3 protein-coding genes are annotated in these 2,431 nt (G+C 33.7%); 2 read left to right on the top strand and 1 reads right to left on the bottom strand.

Features of this window, described 5'->3' with window-relative positions:
• Positions 1-144 precede the first annotated feature (144 nt).
• A complete protein-coding gene (locus tag ABES03_RS07300; protein WP_430116430.1) occupies positions 145-669 on the top strand; it encodes a DUF309 domain-containing protein in 525 nt (174 codons plus the stop codon).
• Positions 670-687: 18 nt separating this feature from the next.
• Here the strand turns inward: ABES03_RS07300 and ABES03_RS07295 are convergent, their stop codons facing one another.
• Entirely contained in the window at positions 688-1,038 is a 351-nt protein-coding gene (locus ABES03_RS07295) for a GNAT family N-acetyltransferase (protein ID WP_430116428.1), read from the bottom strand.
• 482 nt (positions 1,039-1,520) lie between these two features.
• On the opposite strand from ABES03_RS07295, the gene ABES03_RS07290 reads away from it, so the two are divergent.
• Complete coding sequence (locus tag ABES03_RS07290; protein WP_430116432.1) at positions 1,521-2,387, top strand: DUF1002 domain-containing protein; 867 nt, start codon at positions 1,521-1,523, stop codon at positions 2,385-2,387.
• The last annotated feature ends 44 nt before the right edge of the window (positions 2,388-2,431 follow it).

The raw sequence follows: 2,431 nt of genomic DNA, 5'->3' as shown, positions 1-2,431 counted from the left end.
TTAACACAGCTAAAAAATAAGCCGAAGTACTGGCCCGTCATTTTTGACGGGTTTTTTCTTTTTTCTAGCTTCAAATTCATTTTTAAGAAGGTCTATCTTTGAATGTGATAAACTTACTATAGTATGTTGTTGAGGGGGGATATCTTGTATCCTAGAGAGTATATTCAATTTTTAAGCCATTTTCATGGGGATCGTGATTATTTCGAGTGTCACGAAATCCTTGAAGAATATTGGAAGAAGACAGACTCTAGAAACAAAGATTCCATTTGGGTAGGTCTGATATTATTGGCGGTTTCCACTTATCATCACCGGAGAAAAAACTTTAAGGGAGCAATAAGAACATTACAGAAGGCCTTAACCATTCTAAAAAAACAAAAAGATAGTGTAAAAAAACTTGGGTTGGACTATGTGCAACTGCTTCAAATTGTACAAGAACGTTTAAACCTCATCACGTCAGAACAATTATATAAAAGTTTTAATATCCCAATTAGTGACCCTCATTTATTGGAGCTATGTATTACTACTTGTGAGCAATTAACATTCCAATGGGGTAAAGATAGTGATATGACCAATATTAACCTAGTTCAACGCCATAAATTACGGGATCGAACAAATGTGATTCAAGAAAGAAATCAATCTCTAAAAATGAGAAAAGAGGCTGACTTGTAGGGTCAACCTCTTGTTATTTCAGCAAACATCACATTTTTCGATAAATGGAGCAGTGTTTTCATTAGGAATAATTACTTTATCTGAAAACATCTCTCTTAATGCTTTTACCATTCTTTTTCCCACGCCTTGGTAGCGATGGGAAGGGTTAACAGAAATATGCTGGATCTCGAGAGTATTTTCTTCATCATGATAAAGAACTCCAATCAGTCCAATAATATCTTCTTCTTTCCATAAGAAAAGCTGCCAGTTTTCTACCGTCTCATATTCCTTCATGGTCAACTGCAGCTTTTTTAAGTCCTTTTCATTTGGCATAAAAGACAGTAAGCCCATAGCAATTTTTTCGAATGTTTTCTTATACCGAATTAACATTTTGATCCCTCATTATATTAAATAAACCATTGGTAATTTGGTTTAGCAATAGTATATTTTTACCAAACAACTCATTAATAAACCTAATTTTATTATATGTAATTAAATTTATAGTGTTTCACTAATGACCATCATACATAATTAATGGGCAATCATCAATGATAAAAATTACTAAATCCTATTGCTTTGGTCCAATAAATAGCCAGTAGATTATTCCCCAAATGGCAGAAATTCCAATTAGTATACTAAATAACACCCAATTTCTTTTCATAAAGGCTTCCTCCGAAACAGTTCATTCATGACACTCATTCTACACCATATGACAGAAATAATCTATTTCCTCTTACAAATATTACATATTATCACTAAAGTTTTAAAACTATGAAACTTCTTAATGCATTTATTCGTTTATATTAAAGGTTTCGGTTATATTATAAAAGAGCATATATTTTTTAAAACTAATGTAAACTTCAAGGAGGCAAATAATGAAAAAATTTTTCACCCTATTATTAGCGACTTTAATTTTCATACAACCGATTAGAAGCTTTGCAGATCTAGCTGAAGGGGATATGATTGTCACTTTAGGCGAAAATCTTACCGAAGATCAAAAGGATAAACTTCTTAAAGAAATGGATGCCCCTCAGGATGTACAAATAGTTACCGTGTCCAATCAGGAGGAACACCAATACTTAGGGAAATATGTTGCAAAGTCTCTTATCGGAACAAAGGCCATATCTTCTTCTGCCATCACCATTGCTCCTAAAGGGTCTGGCATCACAGTAAAAACCAATAATATCAATTGGGTTACAGATGAAATGTATGTGAATGCATTAATTACCGCCGGTGTAAAGGATGCAAACATCTATATCACAGCTCCTATTTCTGTTTCCGGAACAGCTGCTTTAACTGGAATCATAAAAGCATATGAAATTTCAGCGGATAAAGCTATACCAGAAGATGTCAAGCAGGCAGCCAATCAGGAAATGGTCGAAACGGCCAAACTTGGCGATTCGATTGGAGAGAAAAATGCTGCGGCTTTAATCGCGAAAGTGAAAGAAGAAATAGCCAAAAATAAGCCGCAAAATGATGATGAATTACGAAAAATCATTGAACAGGCTGCAAAAGACTTAAACGTTAGTCTTACTGATGAAGAAATGCAACGTCTAATTGATTTGTTTAATAAGTTGAAGAACTTAGATATCGACTGGAATCAAGTGAGTGACCAACTGAATAAGGCAAAGGATAGGATTTCTAAATTTCTTGAATCTGAAGAAGGTCAAGGATTCTTAGAAAAGGTCAAGCAATTCTTCATTTGGTTGATCGATGCTATTAAGTCAATCTTCTCTTAAAAATAATAAAGCTGCCACTTTTGGCAGCTTTTTAATTATTTTAA

The organism is Neobacillus rhizosphaerae, assembly GCF_050477885.1.
GTDB classification, from domain to species: domain Bacteria; phylum Bacillota; class Bacilli; order Bacillales; family Cytobacillaceae; genus Neobacillus; species Neobacillus rhizosphaerae_A.
This window is presented reverse-complemented; position numbering and strand designations above follow the sequence as displayed.

Excerpts from the sequence above, each read along its gene's own strand:
- ABES03_RS07295 (WP_430116428.1), bottom strand. The coding sequence starts at position 1,038 with ATGTTAATTCGGTATAAGAAAACATTCGAAAAAATTGCTATGGGCTTA.